This window comes from Kitasatospora sp. NPDC096204, from assembly GCF_044763205.1.
Lineage (GTDB): Bacteria > Actinomycetota > Actinomycetes > Streptomycetales > Streptomycetaceae > Kitasatospora.
In genome coordinates, this window is sequence record NZ_JBIWFT010000043.1 from 16,097 (window position 1) to 34,192 (window position 18,096).

Annotated in this window: 11 protein-coding genes and 3 pseudogenes; 7 read left to right on the plus strand and 7 right to left on the minus strand. The window is 70.8% G+C overall.

What is annotated here, in order from left to right; genetic code table 11:
- Window positions 1-31: 31 nt before the first annotated feature.
- A pseudogene (locus tag ACIQ87_RS33900) lies at window positions 32-199 on the plus strand (pirin family protein); the annotation flags it as partial.
- A 376-nt stretch (window positions 200-575) separates the two neighbouring features.
- Here the strand turns inward: ACIQ87_RS33900 and ACIQ87_RS33905 are convergent.
- Window positions 576-800 (minus strand): annotated as a pseudogene (locus tag ACIQ87_RS33905) (IS630 family transposase); the annotation flags it as partial.
- On the opposite strand from ACIQ87_RS33905, the gene ACIQ87_RS33910 reads away from it, so the two are divergent.
- From ACIQ87_RS33910 to ACIQ87_RS33920, 3 genes are all read left to right on the plus strand, one after another.
- Entirely contained in the window at window positions 727-1,191 is a 465-nt protein-coding gene (locus tag ACIQ87_RS33910) for a substrate-binding domain-containing protein (RefSeq protein WP_402414484.1), read from the plus strand. The pseudogene ACIQ87_RS33905 and the gene ACIQ87_RS33910 sit on opposite strands and share 74 nt — an antisense overlap.
- Before the next feature lie 263 nt (window positions 1,192-1,454).
- A complete protein-coding gene (locus tag ACIQ87_RS33915; protein WP_402414486.1) occupies window positions 1,455-4,013 on the plus strand; it encodes a collagenase in 2,559 nt (852 codons plus the stop codon).
- Between the two features lie 311 nt (window positions 4,014-4,324).
- Window positions 4,325-4,840: a hypothetical protein gene (locus ACIQ87_RS33920; RefSeq protein ID WP_402414580.1), complete on the plus strand. Its 516-nt coding sequence runs from the start codon at window positions 4,325-4,327 to the stop codon at window positions 4,838-4,840.
- A gap of 15 nt (window positions 4,841-4,855) precedes the next feature.
- Here the strand turns inward: ACIQ87_RS33920 and ACIQ87_RS33925 are convergent.
- Window positions 4,856-5,545: pseudogene (locus ACIQ87_RS33925) on the minus strand (ATP-binding protein); the annotation flags it as partial.
- Entirely contained in the window at window positions 5,464-6,543 is a 1,080-nt protein-coding gene (locus ACIQ87_RS33930) for a hypothetical protein (RefSeq protein WP_402414489.1), read from the minus strand. The pseudogene ACIQ87_RS33925 and the gene ACIQ87_RS33930, both read right to left, overlap by 82 nt.
- Before the next feature lie 198 nt (window positions 6,544-6,741).
- Between ACIQ87_RS33930 and ACIQ87_RS33935 the strand changes: the two genes are divergently transcribed.
- Window positions 6,742-6,906 carry a hypothetical protein gene (locus ACIQ87_RS33935; RefSeq protein WP_402414491.1) on the plus strand — a complete coding sequence of 55 codons (165 nt, stop codon included), beginning with the start codon at window positions 6,742-6,744 and terminating at the stop codon, window positions 6,904-6,906.
- Between the two features lie 923 nt (window positions 6,907-7,829).
- On the opposite strand, the gene ACIQ87_RS33940 is transcribed toward ACIQ87_RS33935, so the two are convergent.
- Both ACIQ87_RS33940 and ACIQ87_RS33945 read right to left on the minus strand, forming a co-directional pair.
- Window positions 7,830-11,063, minus strand: a complete 3,234-nt coding sequence (locus ACIQ87_RS33940) for an FG-GAP-like repeat-containing protein (RefSeq protein ID WP_402414493.1) — start codon at window positions 11,061-11,063, stop codon at window positions 7,830-7,832.
- 16 nt (window positions 11,064-11,079) lie between these two features.
- Window positions 11,080-11,604, minus strand: coding sequence for a hypothetical protein (locus ACIQ87_RS33945; protein WP_402414495.1), 525 nt, complete (start codon window positions 11,602-11,604; stop codon window positions 11,080-11,082).
- Window positions 11,605-11,986: 382 nt separating this feature from the next.
- Here ACIQ87_RS33945 and ACIQ87_RS33950 point away from each other — a divergent pair, with 382 nt between their 5' ends.
- The gene (locus tag ACIQ87_RS33950; RefSeq protein ID WP_402414498.1) at window positions 11,987-12,613 is read left to right on the plus strand and encodes a TetR/AcrR family transcriptional regulator; all 627 of its coding nucleotides are present in this window, start codon (window positions 11,987-11,989) and stop codon (window positions 12,611-12,613) included.
- A 788-nt stretch (window positions 12,614-13,401) separates the two neighbouring features.
- On the opposite strand, the gene ACIQ87_RS33955 is transcribed toward ACIQ87_RS33950, so the two are convergent.
- Both ACIQ87_RS33955 and ACIQ87_RS33960 read right to left on the minus strand, forming a co-directional pair.
- Window positions 13,402-14,067 (minus strand): hypothetical protein, encoded by a 666-nt coding sequence (locus ACIQ87_RS33955; RefSeq protein WP_402414501.1) that lies wholly within the window; start codon window positions 14,065-14,067, stop codon window positions 13,402-13,404.
- A 162-nt stretch (window positions 14,068-14,229) separates the two neighbouring features.
- The gene (locus ACIQ87_RS33960) at window positions 14,230-16,470 is read right to left on the minus strand and encodes an RICIN domain-containing protein (protein WP_402414502.1); all 2,241 of its coding nucleotides are present in this window, start codon (window positions 16,468-16,470) and stop codon (window positions 14,230-14,232) included.
- A gap of 334 nt (window positions 16,471-16,804) precedes the next feature.
- Between ACIQ87_RS33960 and ACIQ87_RS33965 the strand changes: the two genes are divergently transcribed.
- Window positions 16,805-17,998 (plus strand): CapA family protein, encoded by a 1,194-nt coding sequence (locus ACIQ87_RS33965; RefSeq protein ID WP_402414505.1) that lies wholly within the window; start codon window positions 16,805-16,807, stop codon window positions 17,996-17,998.
- Window positions 17,999-18,096 lie beyond the last annotated feature (98 nt).

Below are 18,096 nucleotides of genomic sequence, written 5' to 3' on the forward strand. Positions count from 1 at the left end.
CTGACCTGGGAAGAAACGCAAATCACGTGGTATGTGGTGGAACTTCATCGGACGGTCCCACGAGGACATCGTCCAGGCCCGCGAGGAGTGGCAGGCCGCCTCCGACCGCTTCGGCGCCGTCGAGGGCTACCCGGGCGACCGCCTCCCCGCCCCGGAGCTCCCGGGAATCCCCCTCAAGCCCCGCGGAAACGCGCGCTGACCTGGGAGTTTGCCAGTCAGGGGTGCGGCGGCCGGATCCGCCGCACCCCCGAGCCGGAGTCCCCTACACCCACCCCGAAGCGCCCCTGTCGACAGTCGCCTCCGCACTCGACACGTGACACCGTTCGACCATCCATGACAGCGCCTGACAGGACTGATGCTGACCCAATGCCGAGTTAGCTGACAGACCATCATGACAGACCGGAGCACTCACGGAGCCCGGGAAGTCATCGTCAGATGCCGCCATGAGAACCGGCGGATGCCCCGGCACGGCCCCTCGCCGGCTGCCGAAGGACGGTCACCACCGGAGCGGCGCGGGCCGGAGAAGACAGCCACCATGCCGCCCGCCCCTCACCGACGATCTTGCTTCAGGCCAGTTAAGCGACAAGAGCGGGCCTGCCGCCCCAGCGGATGCCCTTCTCGCTGCGGATGCGGGTGCGCTCGCGGCGTTGGGCGGCCAGGACGTCGGGGTGGCGGGCGTTGGCGTTGCGCCAGCGCAGGTAGGCGTGCAGCGCGCGGTTCTGGACCATGTGGTTCGGATGGTTCGAGTTCGCCAGCGTGAACTGCCGCAACGGTCCGGAATGCGCCTCGATCGGGTTCGCCGTGCCGACCGACCCGAGGCTCGCCCTCTTCGGCGCCCTGGTCGAGCCGCTGCCGCTGGACTGCACGGAGGAGTCGGCCGCCGAACTCACCGTCCGGTGCCGCGAACTCGCCCTGGACGGACCGTTCGGCTACAACGACGAGTACGCGATGCTCGCCCTGCGCGCCTTGCAGGACGCCGGTGTGGACGTCCCCGGGGCGGTGGCCCTGGTCGGCGCCGACGACCTGCTGCTCGCCCGGCTGCTGCGGCCCCTGCTGAGCTCGGTCCGGATGCGGCTGCCGTCCGGCGAGGAGCTGGCCGAGCTCGTCGACCGCATGGTCTCCGACCCGGAGGCGCCCCCGGTCAGCCTGGACCTGATGACCGTCGAACTGATCGCCCGCGGCTCCTCGTAGGGCCCTTCGCCGCACCCCCGCCGTCGCTCGGCGGGGTTCGCTCCCCGGTGCGCGGACGCCCGGGGAGTGGCGTGTTGACGGACCGTCGACGCCCGATCGCCGAGGGTCGGCGGTGTGACCGGGGACACATCAGTGACATGTCACACCCTATTGCTGGGTCTGTTCATTACATGAAACGGTTCCTCACGCGCTCGAACGCCTCCACTTCCCCTCCACGGTGCATTCACCTTCCCCACACCCCCACCCCTTTCCTAGGAGCGACGTTGCGTCAGCTTCCCCGCCTGCCCGGACTGCTGGCCGCAGTCGCCGCGGCAGGCGCCCTGCTGCTCGGTGTGTCCACCACGCCGAGCCTCGCCGCGGCCCCCACGCCCAAGCCGACGGCCACCCCCACGACCGCCCCGCTCGGGAACCCGACGGCCGGTGACCACCTGCCCCCGAGCGGTGCCACCACCGAGGACCCGGCGAGCCCGGCCGCGCCGCTGGACCACCGTCTGACGGCGGCCCAGCTCCCGCCGCTCAGCCCGCCCGTGCCCGAGGCGGACACCGCGTCCGCACGGACACCGCGGTCCCGCGCCCTCGTCCAGGCGGCCCCGGCCGACGCCGCCGCCGCGTCCTGCACCGTCGGCGACTTCAGCGGCCGGTCCGGGGCGGACCTGGTCTCCTTCGTCAAGGCCTCGACGCCCGACTGCATCAACACCCTCTTCGGCGCCTCCGGCTCCAACGCCTACTGGACGTTCCGCCAGGCCCAGATGGTGACGGTCGCCGACGCCCTGCGGACCACCGCCGCCACCTACCCCGGCGACAACTCCACCGGCGCCCTGCAGCTCGTCCTGTTCCTGCGCGCGGGCTACTTCGTGCACTACACCTACCCGAGCACCGTCGGCAGCTACGACGCCGCGCTCACCGACGCGGTGGCGCGCGGCCTCGACGCCTTCGTGTCCTCCCCCCACTTCACCGACGCCACCGAGTCGAACGCCCCGATCGCCGGCGAGGCCCTGGTCCTCACCGACAGCGCCGATCTGCAGGGCCGCTACCTCGCGACCTACCGGCAGGTCCTGAACGCCTACACCAGCGCCTACAACGACTCCCGGCCGCTGGTGAACTTCGTCAACAAGGTCTTCACCCCGCTCTGGCGCGGCCACCAGAACCCGGCCTACGTCGCCGCCGTCACGGCGGACCCGGGCATCATCGACACCCTCGACGCCTTCGCCCTGAACCACCGGGACGTGCTGGGTACCGCCAACTCCTTCCTGGCGTCCAACGCGGGCATGGAGATGTCCCGCTTCGTCAAGTATCCGGCCCTCCAGCCCAAGGTCCGCCCGCTGATCAAGGGCCTGCTCGACGTCTCGTCGATGACCGGCTCGACCGCCGCGCTCTGGGTCGGCGCCGCCAACTCGGCTTCCTCCTACGACCAGGCCCAGTGCTCCTACTACGACGTCTGCGACCTGTCGAAGCGGCTGGTCAAGGCGGTGTTCCCGACCAGCCACACCTGTGACACCCGCACCATCCTGTCCCAGGACCTGACCGCGGCCGAACTCGCCGCCGTCTGCGACGACCTCAAGGGCGAGGACGCCTACTACCACCGGTTGGTCCGCGACAACGGCCCCATACCCGGCCAGTACGAGTCGACCGTGCAGATCGTGGTGTTCGCCAGCCGCGAGGACTACCAGACCTACGCCGGGGCGATGTACAGCGTGCCCACCGACAACGGCGGCATCACGATGAACGGCGACCCGGGCGACCCGGCCAACCTGCCGTACACACTGATGTACCGGCACCCCAACGAGAACGGCTTCACCGCCCGGATCTGGAACCTCAACCACGAGTACGCCCACGTCCTGGACTCGCGCTACAACATGAAGGGCAAGTTCGGGCAGCAGATCAGCTACCCCGCCCTGTGGTGGATCGAGGGCTCGGCCGAGTACGCGTCGTACACCTACCGCAACGTCACCGACACCCGGGCGATGGCCGAGGCGGCCAAGCACAGCTACCCGCTCAGCAGCCTGTTCCAGAGCACCTACAACAACAGCGACACCAACCGCACCTACATGTGGGGCTACCTCGCCGCCCGCTACATGATCGAGCGCTACCCGACCACCGTGCAGACCATGCTCTCCAAGTACCGCACCGGTGACTACGCCGGCGCCTACAACTACGTCAACTCGATCGGCACGCTCTACGACAGCAGCTTCGACAGCTGGCTCGACCGCTGCGCGGCGGGCGACTGCCTGGCCGACGGCACGCCGACCGCGGACTTCGACTCGGCCGTCTCGGGCCTGAGCGTGAAGCTGACCGACCGCTCCACGCAGACCGGCAACGGCTCGATCGCCTCGCGCGTCTGGGACTTCGGCGACGGCACCACCTCCACCGAGGCCGCCCCGACGAAGACCTACGCCAAGGCGGGCACCTACAAGGTCGCCCTGACCGTCACCAGCAGCACCGGGCAGACCGCCACCCTGAAGAAGCACGTCACGGTCTCCGTCCCCGTCCCGCAGCCCTGCACCGGCAGCAGCCGGCAGGAGATGGGCCAGTTCTGCTACCGCACCGACCGGGCAGCCGGCGCCGGCCAGCTGGACTACCTCTACGTCTACCTTCCGGCGGGCGCCACGACCCTCACCGTCACCGCCACCGGTGGTACCGGCACCGCCTACCTGTACTACAACCCCACCACCTGGGCCACGAACACCAACGCCACCGCGTCCTCGACCACCAACGGCACCACCCAGAGCCTGACCGTCACCAACACCACGGCCGGCTACCGCTTCATCAGCCTGTACGGCGCGACCGCCTTCAGCGGCGTCACCGTCACCACGCAGTACTGATCCCTCCCTGCCCCCGCCGGACCGCCCCGCGTGGCCGGCGCACGGCCAGCGGCCCGGGTGAGCAGTCACCTGCTCGCCCGGGCCGCCGGCCGTGCGCCCTCCCGTCGTCAGGCCCCGTCCAGGGTCTCCACCAGCGCCGCCAGGAACTCCTTCGGCCGCTCCAGGTGCACGCTGTGCCCGGCACCCTTCCTCATGGGCCGCGGTCACGTAAGTCCCCAAGTCCTCGGACCTTGCGTCCGTATCCTGTGATTCCGATGCCGCCCTTCGGCCGGCACTCGGGTTCGTCGGTGCTGAGGAGGGATGAGACTACTGTGACCGGTCTTGAGGCCACTCGCGCCGCGTTGCGCGCGCTGGAGGGACGGCCGTTCACGGCCATCGGCCGGGCCGCGACGCTTGTCTGGCTCACGTTCGGTGACGACGCGCCATGGGTGGACCACCGTGGCGAGCACACAGTCCGCCCGGAGATGTCGCTGCACTTGCAGTGCCGCTGGCGGCTGCTCAACGGCGTGTCCACGATGGTCCAGGAGGGCGATCTCTATGTTCCGGGCGCGCGGGCCGAAGCCGGATTCGAGGCCGGGGGCGAGATCGGGACGAGCCGGTTCGACGACCGCACCGAAACCGTCATGCAGCTCATCGCAGCAGATGCTCCCGTCGTCGACCACGTGCGCATCGGCGACGAGTTCGACCTTCAGCTGATGCTTTCGTCCGGCATGTCCTTGGAGGTGTTCCCGGCAGGGCGCCCGGAGTGGGAGGACTGGCGGTTCCTCAGCTCGGGCGAAGGGCGTCCGCACTATGTGGTGGAGAACGGCTCGGTGTTCCAGGCGTGAGCTCGCCGTGCGTCCCTGCCGCTCGGAGACCAGTTCGTGGAGGTCGTCTGCCTGGGCCGCGCTCAGCTGCCGCATGGCGAAGTCGTCCAGGATCAGGACGTCGGGGCGGATCAGCTCTCGGATGCGCTTGTCCCAAGTGCGGTCCGCGTGGCCGCCGGCGAGCTCGGCCAGGACCCGGCTGGTCTTCGCGAAACGGACGTTCGCGCCCTGTCGGAACAGGGGCCCTTGCAGACGCCGCACCGCTCCGGTCGCAGTGCGGGCACGCGGGCAGCCGGGACAGGCTCGGCTTGTCGATCTTCCGGTGCTTGCGCCAGGGCGCGCTGCGCGGTCGAGCGGCTGATGCGGGAACTCGGGATCGAGGGCGTCATCCGCGGGCAGCGGCGCCGCGCCACAGTCCCGGAGCCGGCCGCGCCGGGATGCCCGTCTCGCCCATCCCCGCACTTCTCCTGCCGACCACGACGTCCCCGCGTCCCCACGTCCCGTCCGACGGCCGACCACCGCCGCGCGGTTCACCGGAACACCCGTGCGCCACTCGTCGGCGGTCGCCGGGAGCAGCCACCGCACAGCGGGAAGCACGGCCGGAAGGGCTTCCGGCCGTGCTTCCCGCAGGACTTCCGGTAGATCTACCAGATGCGCTTCGAGACCACCGAGTTGTCGGGGAACAGGCCGCTCCTGGCGCCGTTCCACCTGATCGTGATCGTCCACGAGGTGTTCCCCAGGGGCGTCGGGAACACCGCCGGTGTCGAGGCCGACGGGGCCAGCGAACCGGCCGGGCGGCGCCAGCCGTCGAAGGTGCGGCCGCCGTCGCTCGACGTGGTCTCCCACACGTATCCGTCGTTTCCGATGCAGGAGATCATGGCGCGCTGCTGCTCGGCGTAGCCCGACTGACCGGGGCCGACCACGGTGGACTGGTTCCCGAGTCGCGCCGCCCCCACGCCGCTGGCGCACTCGCCACCGCCGTTCACCTCGGACAGATCCAGGACCGCGCCGGTCGTGGCATCCGTCGTCTCGCGCCACACGTGGTGGTCGGTTCCCGTGAAGAAGCTGCGCAGCACCGATCGGTAGTACTCGGTGCCGTAGACGGCGATCTGGCTGTCACCCTCGATGTCCGTGGCGTTGGTGCCGAGGAGTGCGTGCGAGTCCACCCGCCAGCCGCTGGACGTCAGTGTTCCGTTGTAGTTCCTCAGGAACGTGGTGTTGATGCGCCGGTAGGTGTTCGGTGCCTCGATCATGAGGTCCCGGGTGGCCGAGCTGATGGTGAGGATCGGGCTGCCGATCGCGTTGGCACCGGCCGGGAGCCGCACCCAGTCCGCCCAGAAGTTCAGGGACCCGTTGTTCGCCTGGCTGTACCAGATCTCCCCGTCCATGCCTCGGATGACGACCATCGCGCGCCCCGGAGGGAACTCGACGATGCGCGGCGGCGACGTGGTCCGGGAGGCGTTGTTTCCGCCGAGCGGGTGCCAGCTCCCGCCGTTGTAGCGGAACCAGATGTTGTTGTCCGTGCCCCGGGCGACGTCGTACGTGGCACCGCTGATCGTCACCGAGTACACCGCCGACAGCACCCGTGACTGATTTCCATCGAGACTGATCCACTCCGTCTCCGCGGCCTGCGCCGGACCGGGCGTGCCGGCCAGTACCAGGACCACCCCGGCGAACGCGGCCAGCACCGCGTGCCAGCCGCGGACCATACGCTGACGAACCAAGGACACAACGACCTCCCTGCCGTTTACCTGCGACGTCCGACGTTCCGTACGTGGCGTTCGACGTTCCGTACGGACCGTTCGAGTGAGGAGTCTCGTCCGTCGTGGTCACGGTGGTTGCCGCTGCGCGCACTGGCGGATGCCCCCGAGCGCACGAAGCCGCACCGCCTACTCGCCGCGCCACGCACACCATCAGACGAGGTGTCAGGCATCATCGGGCGGCCCCACGAGGACATCATCCAGACCCGCGACGAGTGGCAGGCCGCCTCCGACCGCTTCGGCGCCGTCGAGGGCTACCCCGGCGACCGCCTCCCCGCCCCGGAGCTCCCGGGAATCCCCTTGAAGCCCCGCGGCAACAAGCGCTGACCCGCGCCGCTACGCAATCGGGGGTGCGGCGACCAGGTCCACCGCACCCCCGAGCCGGAGCCCACTGGCGCTCACCCCGAAGTACCCCTGTCGGCACTCGCTTCCGCACTCGACGCATGACACCGTTCGACCATCCGCGACAGCGCCCGACAGGGCCAATGCTGACCCAATGCCGAGTTGATGATGGCCCGTCAGGACTGACCCGGGGCACTCACGGAGTCCGGGAAGTCATCGCCGGGTGCCGCCGCAGCAACCGGCGAATGCCCTGCCGCGGCCCCCTCGCCGGCTGCCGAACGCGACGTTTCCCGCACCCACGGCGCGGGAAACGTCGACTCCGCCCGCCAGGGCGCGTATTGGTCGTGATCAAGCGGCAGCTCTGGTGATGTCCCTGATCCAGATCATCGCGCCGCGAAGGTGGAGGCCGGCCCGCGAAAATCACTGTTACGTCTTCGCCGCACAGTGATAGGCCTTCTACGGTCGCATCCCGCTGGACTCCCAGAAGCTCGAAGGCGACCGGCACCTCTTCGACCTGCTGGAAGAGTGGGACATGGAATAAGACTGCCTGGAGTGAGACCGCGCACCCAGGGTGCGTATTTGGTTGTGATCATTCCGGGAAGTTGCTCTCGCGACGCGGTCTGATCCGGTGGACCGTGTTCCGTGACGCGAGTGCAACTCTCCGATGTGGAGTGGCAGTTCATTGAGCCGTACCTGCCTTTCGGCGAGTACGCCGTCACGTCCTGGCCCAGCTCCTGCCCGAACGGCGGGTCCGTACCAAAGCCCACATCGTCAAACGAGCGGTTTCCGAGTACAACGCACGCGGACCCGCTGTCGACCGAGCCACCTACAGGCCCACCATCAGCATCAACATGCTCACAACCGACCCTTGACGCAGCCCAGACCGCCCTGACTGAACGGCGTTGGTGCTAGAGACGGACTCGGTCCGCGGGTGCGACACCGGCGGCGAAGACCCCCCGATCGATCCAACCTCCGCTGTTTCCGCCGTTGTTGAGCCATGCCTGCACCGAACCGTCGTCGGCGACCAGCAGGTAGTCGGCCCTGAGGTCACCGTTGACGTCGGCGAAGCGGACCCGGCGACCCGAGCCGTTGCCGGCGGGGCCGGAGGCGAGGGTGCCGTAGGCGGTCCACCCGCCGGCACCGTCGCCGCCGTCATTGAGCCATGCCTGCACCGAGCCGTCGTCGGCGACCAGCAGGTAGTCGGCCCTGAGGTCACCGTTGACGTCGGCGAACTGGACCCGGCTGCCCGACCCCGCACCGCCAGGCCCGGCGGCGATCTGGTGGTAAGGGCCCCAGCCACCGCCGCCGTCCATGCCCTGGTTGAGACAGGCCATCGTCCTGCCGTTCTCGTCGACGGTCAGGTAGTCGGCCTTGCCGTCCCCGTTGACGTCGGCGAAACGGACCTGTCCCCAGGGCGCGAGCCCCCCGGCGACCCGCGAGCGGGCCCCCCAGCGTCCGGTGTCGGAGACGCCACCGGTGTTCAACTGGGCGTCCACCGAGTTGTCGGCGTTGACGATGATCCGGTCGGCCGCGCCGTCCCCGTTGAGGTCGGCGTACTGCTCGCTGCTGTAGCCGGGCACCGAACCGGTGGAACGGACCATGCCACTGCTCCCGGCGGGGTCGGCGCATTCGGCACGGGTGCCGGTGCCGGCCCAGCCTCCCTGGCCGTCGCCGCCACGGTTGGCCCAGACGCACGGCTCGTAGGGCCGGCTGCTCCAGCTGTACGCCGTGCCCAGGTAGTCGGCCTTGCCGTCACCGTCGATGTCGGCGAAGGCGGTCTGGTGGATCGGGAAGCCGACCCCGGAGGCGATGCGGCCCCGGGCGATCCAGCCCGGCTGGTCGCTGTCGCCTCCGTTGTTGATCCACGCCGTGACCTGTCCGCTGTCCCCCACGATCAGGTAGTCGGCCCTGCCGTCGCCGTTGATGTCCGCGAACCTGACATGGCCGGGATCGGCCCCCGCGGGGCCGGAGGCGAACTTCCGGGCTGCCGCGAATCCCCCTGCTCCGTCGCCGCCCCGGTTGATCCAGACATCGGCCGCACCGTTGTCCCGGACGATCAGGTAGTCGGCCTTGCGGTCCCCGTCGACGTCCGCGAACCTCACGTTGCCGAGGTTCGCGCCCTCGGGGCCGGAGGCGAAGGGCCGCTCGTCGAAACCGGCGAACCCGTCACCACCGCGACTCACCCAGGCCCGCACCTGCCCCTGGTCGCTCACGACCAGGTAGTCGGCCCTGCCGTCGCCGTTGACGTCCGCGAACCTGACACGGCCGGGATCGGTGCCGGCGGGGCCTGCCGCCCACACCTTCGCCGGGGCGAATCCGCCTGCGCTGTCGCCTCCGTTGTTGGTCCAGGCGGTCACCTGCCCGCCGTCCCCCACGACCAGGTAGTCGGCCTTCCCGTCGCCGTTGACGTCCGCGAACCCGACGTTGCCGGGATCGGCGCCGACGGGCCCGGATGCGAACTTGGACTCGACGAACCCGCCGTTGCCGTCGCCGCCCCTGTTCAGGTAGGCCGTCACCTCTCCGTGGTCACCCACGACCAGGTAGTCGGCCTTCCCGTCGCCGTCCACGTCGGTCTGGTGGTCACGTCCCGCCGCGCCCGCCATGGGAGGGGCCGGTGCGATGGCGACCGTCTCGGTGATCCACCCGTCCTGGGCCGCCTGCGCGAGCCCCTCGGAGAAGGCCCCGGCGATCTTCGTGTAGCCGACGGCGGTCGGGTGCAGGCCGTCGCCGCCCCGCATGTCGGCGCTGTCCACCACGCCCATGTCCACGAACCGCACCTTCATGTCCTTGGCCCGCCAGGCGTCCACGAGCGGAGGAAGGAGCCGGTTGTAGGCGGTGAACAGCGGCTGGAAGCGGGCCCAGCCGCTGGTCGGGTCGGTGGGAGGGACCGAGCCCAGCAGCACCGTCATGTCCGGCGCCATCGCGTGGATCTTGCCCAGGAGCTTGTCCATCCGGTCCCGGGCCTGCTCGGGCGTTGTGGGCGCACCGCGGTTGAGGTCGTTGGTGCCCGCGATCAGCGTGATCACGTTGGGCTTCGCGGCGGGAAGCCAGGTGTCGAGGTCACCGGCCGGGTAGCCGTTGTCGGTCAGCTCGTCGATCCGCCAGCCCGAGTGGCCCTCGTGGTCACCGTCGAAACCGCCGTCGCCGTTCCGGAGCGAGCCCACGAAGTCCAGGTTCCCGGCATGTTCCCGCAGCGTCTCCGACAACTCCTTGCGATAGCCCAGGCTGTCGCCGCTGCTCCCCACTCCCTGCGTGATGGAATCGCCCAGCGGCATCACCGTGAGCCGTGGCACACTCCAGTCCTGCCCGGTGTGCGTGGTTCTACCGGGAGACTTCACCAGGGCAAGCATGTGTCGGAGAGCGCTGAGCGTGTACGTCACGCCGTCGACTGTCACGGAGCCGACAGCACCGCCCATCGCGGTGAAGTAACCGGCCGAAAGATGCACCCAGCTGGTGATGATCGTCTGATAGGCAGCACCCACCGTCCAGCTGCCCGTAGCGGATCCGTTCAGGACGGCACGGATCTTGTTGCATATTTCCGGGAATCTGGCCGACTCGGCGAGGGTCACCGCCAGCCGGTCGATCCAGGTCTTCACATCGGCCTGGTTACCGCCCCCAGTGTATGAGGCAAGGCCCCTGAGTGCGGTCTCAAGTTTCGGGATCGATACGGAAATTCCTTCGAGGTTGGCGTAGTTGACAGCCTGGAAGATGGTCTGGACGGTTTCACCGGGGAACGCGGCACGGACCCTGTTGGCATACTCGTTCAGAACGAACAGGTTTCCGACGGAATTGCGAAACCCCACCAGATAGGCGTCACCCTGCTGGAATACCGCGGTCAGGCCGCCGACCGCGTCCGAAAGCTCGCCGAGCGGCACCTCGAAGTACTTCTGCGCACGGTCCACCACCGGAACGGTGGAGAGGGCGGAGCCGGCCCACTTCCACTCCTTGCTGCCCACCGCGCCCGTCACACCGTTCCTGATGCTGTTGACCGTGTTCAGGAACCCTCGCGAAAGCGACGAGTTCTTCGCCGCGTGGGCCGGCTCGGGGAAGGTGGAACCGAGGGTCGTCAGGCAAGCGGTGAGGAGGACGACCAGAGCCGATCTCATCGCCGCATGTGGCATGAAGCGAAACTTCGTGATCATTTTTCGCGATCCTCTGTCATGCCCAGTAGTCGAATGTCGCTACGGGTGTTCCCTGCGAGACGGTGCCGCCGTCCCGGTAGTAGACGATGGTGTACTGCTTTCCGCTCTGGAGCTTCTTCTCCACGGTGCGGGTGCAGTAGGAGGAGCAGTCACCCAATGCCCATTCCCAGCGGAACGGCTTCGTGGACGTTCCTTCGTAGACGGCGATCCAGTCTCCCGAGCCGTAGGCGTCCCGGCCGTCCGGCACCATGTACGTGACTGCGACGCCGCCGACGGCCCCCTTGGAACCGCGGGCATTGGTGGGCGCGACGTCCACGATGTGGAACTCGGTGTTGACGCCCCCGATCTCGTCCGTCCTGGGCCTGCTGGTGGAACCGTCGCCGGGGGCCGGACAGTCGCTCTGGGGCTCGCATTCCTCGGGAGCGGCCAGACCGGCGGACGCCGCCCGAGGGGCGTCCTCCGCCGAGGCGTAGGCGCCGCCGCCCAGGAGGAGGAATCCGGCGACAAAAGCGGAGAGGGCTTTCTTCCTGGTGCTGATCATTCTCAATTCTGGTCTCTTTCTCGTCTGTTGTGATCGCGAGTCACCGGACGGTCCGGGTGGATCGACGGAGGGCCCACCGAACCGGCGAGCGGCGCGGGCGGGCCGACCGCAAGAGCGGAGCGGCAGGGACCGCGGCGGGCCCCCGCCGCGCACCGGCAGGTCGAGGAGGTCGAGATGAGAGCCGCCCCCGGTCCGAGGGGTGCGGGTGCCGCCTTCGTCGCGTGCGATCGCCCCCCGGACACGCCGACGTGGTCGAGCCGCCCATCCCCCTGCTACGTCTCCTGCGAGGCGGCTCGCCGGCGACGCTACGCTCCCCGTACGACCTAATGCAAGGGGCCTCGCATTACGCTCGCCCTCAGGATGTGGCGTTACGCTCGGTTCCGTGAGCGAACAGGAGAAACCGCAGTCACGGCAGCCCGCGCCGAAGGGATCACCGCAGAAGGCACCTCCGCTACGGCGTCGCGGCGAGGCCATGCGCCAAGCGGTCTTCGAGGCCGTGATGCGCCTGCTGACCGAACGCGGCCCGCAGGGGGTCACCATGGTCGGCGTCGCGGCGGCGGCCGGCGTCCACGAGAGCTCGCTGTACCGGCACTTCGGCAGCCGGGAGAAGCTCCTCTACGAGGCCGCGTCGCGCTACTCCGACGGCGCCCTGCAACAGCACCCGATCAGTGACGACGTCAGAGCCGACCTGCGCGCGACCCTGGCATCCCTCGTCGACTACCTGAACACACCTCAGGGGGCGGCCATCGTACGCATGGCCACCGTGGCGGTGTCACCGGAGTTCGACCGCGAGAGCACCGCCTACTGGCACCAGCGCCTCGACCACTCACTCGACATCGTCCGAAACGGCATCACGACCGGTCAGTTGCGCGCCGACACCGACCCGAAGCTGGTCGTCGACGCCCTGATCGGGCCGGTGTTGGCACGGTCGGCCCTGTTCCGCCAGGTGATGGCGAAGCCTGACGCGATGCGCCTCGTTGACCAGGTGCTCCGCGGAGTCCTGGCGTAACCGCGCGGATTCGACCCGGAGCACATCCTCCGCCTGTTCAAGGCACCCCGGGCCGGACCGCTCCGCACTTCCGTGCCGCGGACATGGCCGATCTCCGGACCCGCCCGGCCGTCGCCGCCTCCAGGTCGGGCCCCCTCAACACCGGCGGATCTTCAGGTCCTTCAGCCCGTTCTGGAAGATGGAGACCAGCCGCATCGGTCGTCCGCCCGCTGGAGATATTCTCCGCTCCGGCCCTCGTCGGCGACCGGCCCGTCACCTTCTGGCTCGTCGAATCGGCGGACAGCACCGTCGCCGTGGGGGCTGCGGCGTGAACCCGAACTCGACCAAGGCCCCGACCCGCCCGCGGCGCCCGTTGCCGCTACCCGATGTCCTCGGCACCGTGCACATCCCCGACCCGCTCAGCCCCGGCATGGCCGGACTGGCCTCCTACCTCACCCGACGCCACGCCCGGGTCACGGTCTCCCCCGTGCGGGCGAGCCTTCATACCGGGCTGGTCGCGCGACTTGAGCGTCGCGGGGCCGTTCTCCGAGCGCGTACGCCGCCGAGCCCAATGTGCCGATCCGAACGGCTCCGGCCGCCGAGGACACCCCGATCTGGACCGCCCCGGCTTCCGAGAGCCTCCCGATCTGGACCCTCTCCGGCCAGTGACCAACGTGGGGCGCCGCTCCACGCACTCAGCGGCGCCCCACCACACCGTCCCAGATGGTTCACCTGCAACGCACACCGGCCGCGAGTGCGTCCGGAACGTGTCATCCAGCTCCCGGATCCCGGCGACCGGGGCCGGTGGCTCAGGCGCGGTGGCGCCGGCGGAGCCAGAGCCCGGTGCCGACCAGCAGCACGGCCGCGGCGGCGGTGCCGACAGCGGCCCAGGTGGTGGAGTCGGAGGTGTCGCCCGCGGAGCCGGAGCCTGCGGCCGGTGCGGACCCGGCGGGAGCGGGCTCGGACACCGGCCCGCCGGTGGGCACCGGGACGGGCCCGGCGCTCGCCCCCGTCGACGGCGACGCGGCCTGGGACGACGCGGCCGACGGCACCCCGGCCGGGGGCGACGCGGCCGCCGTACCGGCGGGCACCGGGTCGTTGATGACGGCGTCCGCCACGTCCAGTTCGCGCTGGGCATGGCCGAGCGAGGGGAAGGCGCAGTCCACGGTCACCTGCCAGTGCCCGGCGGGTAGGATCTCCCGGGTGGTGTACGTCCCCGGGCGGCCCGGGACGCCGACCAGCCGCCAGGGGCCCACCGCCCGGCCGTCCGCGGCGGTGGCGGAGAGCGTGCCGGCGAACTCCTCGGTGGCCGGGTCGTGGTCGTTCTCCCAGGTGGCGACGGTGCTGACGTGGCCGTTCTGCTGGCCGGTGACGTCCAGGTGGACGCTGTCGCCGTGGGCACCGGCCGGTGCGGCGGTGGGCAGGACGGCGGCCGCCGCGAGGGCGCAGGCGGCGAGGAGCGGGCGGGTTCGCATGACGGGCGTTCCTCGGGCAGTGTGGGGGGACGGGAGCGGGAAGCGGGGGCGCCGGGCGCGGCCACCACGGAACGGGTGGCCGCGCCCGGCGTACGGGTCGCCCGGCCCACGGGTCGGGCGACGCGCGGGTCGGGCGGCCCGCGGGCGGTCGGAGGGGCCCGCCTACGTGGTCTTCAGGAGCGACCAGTTCTGCTGCGGCCGGCCGTTCGCCTGCTGCAGCTCCAGCAGCCAACCGCCGTAGTACCAGCGGGTGCTGAGCCCCAGCACGAGCGTGGCGCCGTCCGCGGTGACCGTGAACCCGCCCTCGGCGGCGTTGAGTTGCCACTTCTGCGCGGCCACGCCGGAGCAGGGCTGCTGGGCGACGTACTGGCCGGCCACCGGGGCACCGCCGAGCTGCAGGCACTTGCCGGAGCGCGCGGACTTGATCCGCACCGCGCCGTTCCCGGCGTCCTCGAACTGCCACTTCTGGTTGGCGTAGCCGGTGCGCTGGTAGGCGATGGCCACGGTGCCGTCGTTCATCGAGCTGCCCCACAGGTCGGCGGCTTGCCCGGTCAGTCCGTTGACCATGGTGTAGCGCGTGCCCGGCTGCGGGCGGCCGGCGTCGGTGACCGTGCGGAAGGTGGCGGCGCGACCGGGCTTGCCGACCGCGCCGGCGGCGTCACGCACGGCCACGGCCACGGTGTACGAGGTGCCGGGGGCGAGGCGGACCACGCCGACCACGGTCGAGCGGACGGTGCCGATCGCCTGGCCGTTCAGCAGCACGTCGTAGCCGGCCGCAGCGGGTACGGCGGTCCAGCTGAGCACGGCGGAGTTCTGGGTGACCTGGCTGACGCTCACCGCGGGCCCGGTGTTGCCCGCCGTGGGGGTCGCGGTCGGAGTCGGAGTCGGAGTGGGAGTCGGGGTCGGGGTCGCGGTCGGCGACGGGGAGCCGGTCGGCGTGGGGGTGGTGCCGCCGGTGGGCGTCGGGGACGGCGAGGGCGTGCGGGTCGGCGTGCCGGTCGGAGTCGGGGTGGGCGTCGGGGTGGGCGTCGGGTTCGGGCCACTGCCACCACCGGCGATGAGGAAGCGGTTGTTGGCGACGTTCCAGTGCGTGGTGAGGTAACTGCCGGGCGACGGTGCGGTGTTGTAGTAGTCGTCGTGGTTGCAGTCGAGCCGGTCGTCATGGGCGCGGTCCGGGCAGACGGTCCGCATCTGCGGGTAGTCGGGGGCGTCCGAGTAGCACATCACGTCCCACTCGTCGACGCAGTGCCCGGCCTTGCTGGAGTTGGGCGCGCTGTTGTTCACCGCGCCCAGGTTGTGGCCGAGTTCGTGGGCGGCGGTGCTGCCGCTCCAGCAGCCGGAGTCGGTCCGGCCGTACGAGGGCCCGAAGTTGCTCAGGTTGTCCTGGCCGGGGCGCTCGTCGCCGGCGAAGGTGCCGATCCCGCAGTACACCTTGGCGTCGGTGAACATCATGTACTTGCGGTCCTTGCGGTTGAACCCCTGCGCGGCGAGGGCCCGGTTGCTCGCGTTGAAGTCCTGGATCTCGGCGTCGGAGATCTGCACGTTCAGCACCGAGGCGCTGCAGTCGGACTCGGTGACGAAGCGGACATGCCGTTCGCCGCCGGTCTCCGCGGCGCTGGCGTTGTAGATGACGTCGACGTCGGCGGCCCACTTCTTGAACGAGGCCAGGTACTGGGCGAAGCGGTCGTTGCCCGGGCCGTGGACGTACACCGCCTGGACGCGGTTGCCGCTGCTGCCGTCGCCCTCGCAGACCAGCTTGGACCCGGCGGGCGCGGCCGATCCGCTCGGGGCGGCGTCCGCGGCGGCGCCGGCGCCGCCGAGCAGTGCCTTCTGCGTGGCGTCCAGGACGGGCGCGGAGCCCTTCAGCAGGTCGGCGGCGGCGGGTGCCTGGGCTCCGGCCGCGGGGGTGAGCGCGGGTGTCTGGGCGGCCGGGGCCGCGACCGGCGGGACGTCCTGGCGGATGTCCACACCCTTGGGCGGCACATCCGGGCCGTGGCTGCACTGGGTGCTGCCGGTGACCTCCAGCGTGCCGCCGCAGCGGTCGCTGCCCGGCAGGCTCAGTCCGGCGTAGACCAGGCCGCGTTCGGGCTCGTCCTTGGGTATCGCCTTGAGCGGCGCGGCCTTCTGGTCCCGCTTCGGGGCGGGCGCCTGGGTGGCCCCCTCGGCGGTGCCGGTCTCCCCCGGTCCGCCGTCGTAGCCGACCAGCCCGGCCTGCGTCCCGGAAGCGTCGAACCCGTCGGCCGCGGCCGTGACGGCGCCGTTCAGGGCCGCCGGCTCCAGCGCGGTGCGGATGCCGAGCGTTCCCGCCACCAGCCCTGCCGCCACCGCCGCGGCCACCAGGGCGCTCCTGCGGGTGAGCCTGCGGCGCTTGCGCCGGCGAAGCCCGGTGCTCCGGTGTCCCATCGCGTTCCTTTCCTCGTGCGATGACCCGGACCCTGTGGTGAAGGGGTCCGGGCCTTCCGACACTCCGGAGAGCACGCGGTACGCCCGGCGATAACAGAAACCTCTTGCGAAAACATTCAGCGCGTTCGAAATCGCGGGCGACGGCGACGGCGACGCCGACGCCGACGGCGCGCATCGCGCATCGCGCGCAGCACGACGCGCCTGGTCAAGACCTGACGCGGCGTCACGCGGGGCGGCTGGCCCCGTCGGGTGATCTCAGGGCGCGGGTTCCGCGTCGGCCGGTCGACGGCTCGCATAGTCGGACCGTCACACCCACCGATCATGGGACGAGCCGATGATGCGATTCCCGCGCCGAGAGATCCTCACCGCCGCCACCGCCCTGCTGCTCGCCCTCGCGGGGTGCGGGGCACCGCAGGCCCGACAGGCCGCGCCGTCGCCGTCGTGGGATCCCGGTGCCACGGCCGCGCCGACCCCGCCGGGGCCACGGGCGTTCACGCTGGTCGCGACGGGGGACGTGCTGCCGCACACCGAGATCATCCGGCAGGCCCGGGAGGACGCCGGGGGCGACGGCTACGACTTCACCCGGATGCTCGCCGGGGTCGAGCCGGTCGTCGGCACCGCCGACCTGGCCATCTGCCACATGGAGACGGTGTACGGCGCCGACGGCGGTCCCTTCACCGGCTACCCGTCGTTCAAGTCGCCCCCGCAGGTGGCCCGGGCGCTCAAGGAGACCGGCTACACCTCCTGTGACACGGCCTCGAACCACACCCTCGACGACGGGCCCGACGGCATCCGGCGCACGCTCGACGCCATGGACGCCGTCGGCCTGAAGCACACCGGATCCGCCCGCAGCGCCGACGAGGCCGGCCGCCCCGCGCTGCTCACGGCAGGTGGCGCCACGGTGGCCCAACTCGCCTACACCTACGGAACCAACGGCATCCCGCTGCCGAAGGAGCGCCCCTGGGCGGTCAACCTCATCGACCGGGAGCGGATCCTCACCGACGCCAGGGCCGCCCGGGACCAGGGGGCGGACATCGTGGTGGTCAGTCTCCACTGGGGCACCGAGTGGCAGGACGCCCCGGACGAGCAGCAGCTCGCCCTCGCCCACGACCTGGCCGCCGGGCAGAGCCCCGGTCGGCCCGACATCGATCTGGTCCTCGGCACCCACGCCCACATCCCGCAGGCCTACGAGAAGATCAACGACACCTGGATCGTCTACGGCCTGGGCGACCAGCTCGCCGGACACATGTTCAACCCCACCGGTGCGGAGGACCCACGGGGGAACTGGAGCTCGATCGCCCGGTTCACCTTCTCGCCGCCCGCCGGACCCGGGCAGCGCTGGACCGTCGCCAAGGCCGAGTTCGTCCCCCAGCTGACGGACCTCGGTCCGCCCTACCGGGTCCTCGACCTGACCGAGGCCGTCCGCCGCGAACCGGGCCGCGCCGACTACGCCCGGGCCCTGGACCACATCCGGTCGGTCGTGCTGAGCCGTGGCGGCGGCGCCGCGGGGCTGACCATGGCCTCCTGAGCCGCCGTCCGGGCGCCGGTGGCGGTACGTACGGCTTCCGGGAGGGACAGCGGCGCGCGGAGGAACCCCGCGGTGTCACCGGTGGCCGCGACCGCGCC

Bases quoted from the DNA above. Each gene is read 5' to 3' on its own strand.
- ACIQ87_RS33960 (WP_402414502.1), bottom strand. From the start codon at position 16,470: ATGGGACACCGGAGCACCGGGCTTCGCCGGCGCAAGCGCCGCAGGCTC.
- ACIQ87_RS33940 (WP_402414493.1), bottom strand. From the start codon at position 11,063: ATGATCACGAAGTTTCGCTTCATGCCACATGCGGCGATGAGATCGGCT.
- ACIQ87_RS33965 (WP_402414505.1), top strand. From the start codon at position 16,805: ATGATGCGATTCCCGCGCCGAGAGATCCTCACCGCCGCCACCGCCCTG.
- ACIQ87_RS33955 (WP_402414501.1), bottom strand. From the start codon at position 14,067: ATGCGAACCCGCCCGCTCCTCGCCGCCTGCGCCCTCGCGGCGGCCGCC.
- ACIQ87_RS33910 (WP_402414484.1), top strand. From the start codon at position 727: ATGTGGTTCGGATGGTTCGAGTTCGCCAGCGTGAACTGCCGCAACGGT.
- ACIQ87_RS33945 (WP_402414495.1), bottom strand. From the start codon at position 11,604: ATGATCAGCACCAGGAAGAAAGCCCTCTCCGCTTTTGTCGCCGGATTC.